5 protein-coding genes are annotated in these 6,421 nt (G+C 38.8%); all 5 read right to left on the reverse strand.

All coding sequences use genetic code 11. The features are described 5' to 3' along the window. Positions 1-10 precede the first annotated feature (10 nt). Entirely contained in the window at positions 11-811 is an 801-nt protein-coding gene (locus BP621_RS10020; RefSeq protein WP_292389521.1) for a glycoside hydrolase family 16 protein, read from the reverse strand. A gap of 805 nt (positions 812-1,616) precedes the next feature. Further along, a complete protein-coding gene (locus BP621_RS10025) occupies positions 1,617-2,828 on the reverse strand; it encodes a glycosyltransferase (RefSeq protein WP_292389523.1) in 1,212 nt (403 codons plus the stop codon). Next, the gene (locus BP621_RS10030) at positions 2,828-3,586 is read right to left on the reverse strand and encodes an ATP-grasp domain-containing protein (RefSeq protein WP_292389525.1); all 759 of its coding nucleotides are present in this window, start codon (positions 3,584-3,586) and stop codon (positions 2,828-2,830) included. Before BP621_RS10030 ends, BP621_RS10025 begins: the two co-directional genes overlap by 1 nt. A gap of 173 nt (positions 3,587-3,759) precedes the next feature. Beyond that, positions 3,760-4,401 carry a PIG-L deacetylase family protein gene (locus BP621_RS10035; RefSeq protein ID WP_292389526.1) on the reverse strand — a complete coding sequence of 214 codons (642 nt, stop codon included), beginning with the start codon at positions 4,399-4,401 and terminating at the stop codon, positions 3,760-3,762. Between the two features lie 1,052 nt (positions 4,402-5,453). After that, the coding region (locus BP621_RS10040; protein WP_292389527.1) for a glycoside hydrolase family 15 protein at positions 5,454-6,421 on the reverse strand (968 nt) is incomplete at its 5' end.

Genomic DNA, 6,421 nt, shown 5'->3' on the forward strand with positions numbered 1-6,421 from the left:
ATGACGAGACTCAGTGCCAAAATCTAGTGATGAATGTAAAATTCAAAAATTGATTTTGATAAAGCTGGATTCTTCTTGATAATTCAGATCTCAAAAAATCAAAAATCACTGGATTTTGGAACAGACAGTGGGGGATTTTATGCTTACCCGGTAACGCATGAAAGGAGCTTATAATCACTTCTACTGGTTTGCCATTACTTGGCGGTACACTATGCTGCAACCAAAGGTTCATCATTACTTTTGCTTTCACTTTAGGAATATCTTTTGTATTTGCACAGTACCAATCAGCGATAATTTTGCCATTTGACGCTTTAGCAGTGTAATGTATGTAAGTTGGTTGCCAGTCGAATGTATAAGTCACATCAGTTGCGTTTATATAACTAGAATCAGGTGACACAAACGTTACTGTATTGTCTGGTTGGCATGTGAAATGTAGATGGTCTGAGCTTGAGTTCCCCCACTGGCCTGATTCAATATCAATCTCATGATTGTCGTCTGTATATGTGAAGAGTCCAAGTACTACATTTTTATCAAGATTTAATGATTGTGAAGAAACTACCCATGTATATTTTCCATATTTAAAGTCTTTAACACTGTCTAGTTCAACACAATTCCAATGACCGTCACTATAATTTATTTCAAGGTGTAATTTACCATCTGAATCTACATATGCGTTATTCGGGTTCCAATAGTTTGATCCAGGACCTTTTATACCACTTTTAAGTGTCCAATCAAATCCTGACCAACTAAGGGCACTTGCATTTGATATAAGTAATATAATTCCAGCTAATAGGAATATCGATTTTCGCACATTTTCACCATTATTATAAATCCACTTTATTCTTTATATAGCTCCCTCAAAAAATGACTAGTTTTTTAAGGGTTATTAAGCCTTATTTGCCCAATTAAATATAGTGCCAGTCCTTCCTCAATTAAGTACAGCTATTAAATGATTTATTTGTTATTTAGAAAGCTTAAATGCTTGAATTAATTGATTAAATATCTTTCATTCCTTGCATTTATCATAATTTAGAATGGGTAAAAATGGTGTCAAACGCCTTAGTTCTAAATAAAAATAAATTGTGGATAAACAAAAGTATTATATTAATTATTTGCTGATTTTAAAGAGTATTATAAATTATTTACTTAATAAAATAATTTTTGGAGTTTATCTTAAATGGGGAAGTTCTAATTGTAGATATATTGTCAAAAATAAGCCTTCTATATCCTTAGTTTTAACGCTGATTTGGAAGGACCCTATCTTTATAAGGTTCAGTTGCAAAAATCTCAGAATAAAAATGTAAATGTATGGATGATGAAGGCAGTGTACATTAATTTCTGTAAAATAAGAAATCTTAATAAATTTGTGTTTTGAGAATTTGATAGCAATAGAACTTAATCATTCTCAATATACAAAAATTTGATTTTGGATTTACAGAAAAATTCGCGACACTGCCTGATGTCAATGTACCAAAATTTTAGGCTATAATTGGTACCCTTATGTATTATTTGCGAAGTTTTTTCAATTGTTGTGTAAAATAACAAGATTTTTTGCAACGGAATAAATGAATATTATGAACAACAGGCTATTCTGCATATTATTGCGTTTGAACCTCTCAGCGGCTTACAATGCCGGTCCTATCCAGCTTGTTCCATTTTGCCTCCTCTCTACGCAGCTCAACGATGATCGCCCATAGCATTACTACATCCATCATTAAGGAATATAGTACCCATAATGGTATCACGTAGAAGTATTTTAAATCGAACCAAGCTCGGTCAAGAGCAATAGAAACTAATAATGCACAAATGGCAGAGAACATACCAAGCCAACCCATGATGCCTATCCAGTTCAAAGGTATGGGATTAATGTTGAGAAATAGCAAGATTGGCAAAAGTATGATTGATATCAATTGTAGCAAAGGTATGATAATCATTGATGTTAAGTTAATTGGCAAATAGAAGGCAAAAGGGCCATACTTTGGATTGAATAACATATCTCTGTGAATATAAGCGGTCTTAAGTAGCCCACGTGCCCATCGCACGCGCTGCTTCCACAGGCCCGTGATAGTTGAGGGTGCTTCTGCATATACTATGGCCCAAGGTTGAAACACTATTTTGTAACCTGCCTTGTGCACACGCCAGGTCAATTCTATGTCTTCGCCTATAAATCCCTCTAAGAAGGGACCAGTCTTTTCAAGAGTGCTATATCGGAAGGCACCTATATTACCAGATACGACAGGAAGGCAATCAATAGTAGACAGCGCTCTACGCACAAAACCTGTGCCTACGTGAGTGAGCAAGTTCGCCAGTTTTGTCTGAAGATTAGTAACATTAATGGGAGCATCATTGCCACATACTGCACCTACATCTTCACTGATAAAACCACTTAGCATCTTGCTTATGGTATCAGGAGCAAAGATGCCGTCAGCATCGACGAAGAATATTACTTCTCCTTTGGCTAGGTTTAGTCCCACGTTAAGAGCTGAGGCTTTGCCTCCATTTTTCTTGGTAACCACAATTACATGAGAGTTCGTTTCATAACGCTGCATCTCTTCAAGTGTATTATCAAATGAACCGTCATCTACTAGGATAACCTCATATTCTGAATAATTTGATTCTAAAATGGATTTTATACAATGGCCTATCACTTTTCCTTCATTATAGGCTGGTACCACTATAGAGACAAAGGGATTCTTGCTGTTGAATATGTTCTGTTTGCTTTTGCGCATTTCGAAAGCTAAAGACAGTGGATAATATGGAATTATCAGAATACCTACAGAAAAGCAGGTGAATCCTGTAATATAGAAGAATAAAAGAAGCGACTCCATCAACAATCTCCAAAATCTTCCAAAACTGCATCCAGTACTTCTTCGGCTCGGGCAATATTTGCCCCAAACCTGGCATTGATCTCCAGAACTACAGGATTGTGATCGTTTCGACGGCGAATATCTATGTCCATTGGACCAGTCAGATTCATAGCCTTTGCTGCAGATCTAGCTATATCTGCCACGTCTGGAGCGTTTACGCGCTTCACTTCAGCTGCGTTGCCCACGATTCCCTCTTTTAGCTTAGTCTTTTCTAAAACTACGATAACAGCTTTTTTCCCAATATATACATTAGGTGCGTACTCCGTTCCAGGGATAAACTCCTGCAATATATATCTGTCATCAAGCATGGAGATTGCAGGCCAATCCTTTATATTTCTGATAACTACTTCTCTACCGCCTCTACTTACTCGCGGCTTACTTAGACATGGCCATCCCAAATTAAGCGAGATCTCTTCAGGCGAAGAGACCTGTGAAGGCAGTAAGTACCTGGGAACGCATACTCCATGGCTCGAAAGCCGTTTATATGTCAGAAATTTATCATCTGCGTCGGAGACTGCTTGCTGTTGGCCAATGACCGCCGGAATATCACTCCATTTTTTCCATTCTGAGGCTAAGATTGGCAATTCCTCGCTTACAGTTGGTATCAGCAGTTGAATGCTCTCCTCGACTGCAAGAGTGTATAGTTTTTCCAAGAACAATGGGTGTGAAGCAGGAGGAATTCTATGCACCTTGACCCCTGAAAGCGAGATTCTCTGCATATCAACGCCAATGACGGTATGTCCTTTTTCTAATAGGAGTAATGCAACATTATGACCGGCTGGTCCTCCAATACCGGTCACCATAATCTTTACCATAAATAATCCTTCTTGCCTAATTTATGACGCTTTCTTTTAAATTTGCGATTGTTTATGTCATATCATTACAGATCTAATTAAATTGGTAAGTTAATCCGAATTGCCTCAAAGCCTTCTGCTTGTTTCAATTTTGCCTGAGTACCTCGGAAGATGGCTTTTCCATAGACCTGCTCTGGCTGTACATAGCTCTTTTTGTTTTGATCCTCATGTTCCCGGATACTTTCTATTTTGACATCTATATACTGTTCGATATTTACAAAAACATTTGGCTGGAATTTCTGAGTAATGGAAGGGCTTTCATAGCATAATATCGTGCTCAGGTTGCGACAAGCACGCACTGTTGCATAGTGAACCGCTCTATGATCTTGATGTATGTCGTGCACTGAGTGTGTAAATACTATATCCGGTTTCAACTCGTTTACGACTGTTTCGATTTGTTTGCTAATCTCTAAGACGAAATTATCCAGTCTCGTATCAGGAAAATCCATCATTTCGACCTTATTTATACCTAAGAATTCAGCACCTTTCATTGCTTCTATACGCCTAGATGAACTATTGCCTCCACATTCCCCGCCACTTACGATCAAGCCCACTATAGTGTGCCCTGCATCGCAAAGCTTTGCGATAGATCCTCCACAGGCGATCTCTATGTCATCTGGATGGGCTCCAATCGCCAAAATTTTCATCGGTCTCGGACTCGGTTCAGCTATCAATTTCATCCACACAACTCCTATCAGAAGTGTACTCTGTCCTATGATACCCAGGCAATCGGCACCTAAATGGTACCATATATTTGAATCTAGGTTTATTAGGCAGAAAAATTGAAGGGTAGCTGAAAAGATATTGCTGATTAATATGATCCAAAAAATGATTTTAGACTTACGAACCATCCTCTTCAGCGGCAGCTTTTTCGTTAAAATGAGTATAATCACTATATTGAAAATTATACAATTAATTAGATGTATAAATTTTACCAAACCAAACATATGCGCCCTCTAACTCCAATCTAATCTTTTGGTTGCGGTTCCAATCTTTTAGAGTTCTCTCAAAAATTTCTTTTTTATATCATAAAAATCGTCTTCAAACAACCACATTTGAAATTTATCTAAATATATAAATTAATTTATTTATATGTTTTGATAATATAATTATCAAATTTATTAAGACCTTCATTTGATAGATTCTGTTAGTTAATACAGTAGTTCTTACAAAAATAAATTGCATTGACACATTACTTTGTGGTAAAACGAAATATGTCAAAGATCAAGAGACATAAAAAATAAATTTTGTTTGTCACCTGTTAAAATACGATCTGTTAGAAACGTGTTACTATTATTGTGTTTTTTAAACCTGTAAAGTAAATCAAGATGCATAAATAATTGCAGTAGTCATGTTATGGTTAACTGATTCCTTAACCGAAGACGCATGAGTTATTATCTCAACTGAAGCTTAAGGAAATGGTTGCTGAAAGTTTTCAATGAAAGTAAAAGGCTAAAAATTTTAGAAAACTTCAAAAACCCATGTTTAAGTAATCAGAGAGGTTTTCAGAAAAAACGATAGCCGGAAAAATTGTGGAAATTGATAGGACACCTGCGGAAAGTGGGCTGAATTACCCGAGTCCCGTCTTGGGAGGACGGAGACATTTTCGCTAACTTTGTTCGCTCAAGAGGACTGAATTATAATGAAGATACCGAGCAGAGTCAATAGGGCTGATTTATGGGGGGAACAGAAATTGCCGAATCTTCTATTTTTTCGTGATCGCTTATCGTTTTTATTTTTCCGGATAAGAGTAGGAAATGCCTTCTTTTTTCTCAAGGGCTTGCAGATATTCGAGGACAGCGAGGATGTAGGCTGAGTGGGACCAGGCTAGAGGAAGAACCGAAATAGGTCTGCCTCTGTCATCGATCTGTTCGGATAGGAGACCTGTGGGGTGAGCGTGAGCTGCGCACCAGTCAAGGAGTTCAAGAGCTCGATTCAGGTTACCGACTGCGGAATACCACTGTGAGAGCCAGAGAGTGCAGATAATCCAGCTGTTCATATAACCGAAATAAGTATCTTGAAGATACCTGGCGATTCCACCGGAGGGGCGCTTAAGTTCGCGTTCGATAGCTTCCATTGTCCGGACAACTCTTGAGTCATCTGGGGGAAGAATTCCAAAGTACCAGACGGCAAAGACCGAGGAATCAAGAGTAGGGTCGTCAAGAGAACGACGGAAGCGCTTGAGTCTGTTATCATAAAGCTTCTCCAGAATCGACTTCCGGATACGGTCGGCAGCTTCCTTCCAGATGTTTGCACTGTCATAATCGCCAAGAGAGCGAGAGAGTTCGTAGGCTCCATTGAGGCCGGCATAGACCGTACATGCGCTGTAGGTATGCACGCCTTTTCTCTCTTCCCATAGATCAAAACTTGAAATTGGAAGTTCTGTTTCCTTGTCAATTGCTTTTATAAGATAGTTAGCCGTGGGGATTACAAGCCTCCTGTAGTACCTGCCTGTGGTCCAGACACTCTTTGCAATCTCCCAGTTATTATAAAGGGCGTAAAGAGGAAGCCCGGTCTCATCAATCTGAATCATAGGGATCGGATGCCACGTGCTCCCAAAATCTCCGGCAGGTGTGTACTTGTGGAGGAAGTTACCTCTGGGGGTGATGGTTTTTGAGAAAAACTCAAATGTCTCGGTGCTCAAGTGGTGATACCGCGCCCTGTCGAGCGCAAGGCAAATCCAGGCCGCGTCCCTGGGCC

This window comes from Methanosarcina sp. UBA5 (assembly GCF_002505485.1).
Taxonomy (GTDB): Archaea; Halobacteriota; Methanosarcinia; order Methanosarcinales; family Methanosarcinaceae; genus Methanosarcina.

Coding starts and splice junctions, on each gene's coding strand:
- BP621_RS10025 (WP_292389523.1), bottom strand. CDS start 2,828: ATGGAGTCGCTTCTTTTATTCTTCTATATTACAGGATTCACCTGCTTT.
- BP621_RS10030 (WP_292389525.1), bottom strand. CDS start 3,586: ATGCAGAGAATCTCGCTTTCAGGGGTCAAGGTGCATAGAATTCCTCCT.
- BP621_RS10035 (WP_292389526.1), bottom strand. CDS start 4,401: ATGAAATTGATAGCTGAACCGAGTCCGAGACCGATGAAAATTTTGGCG.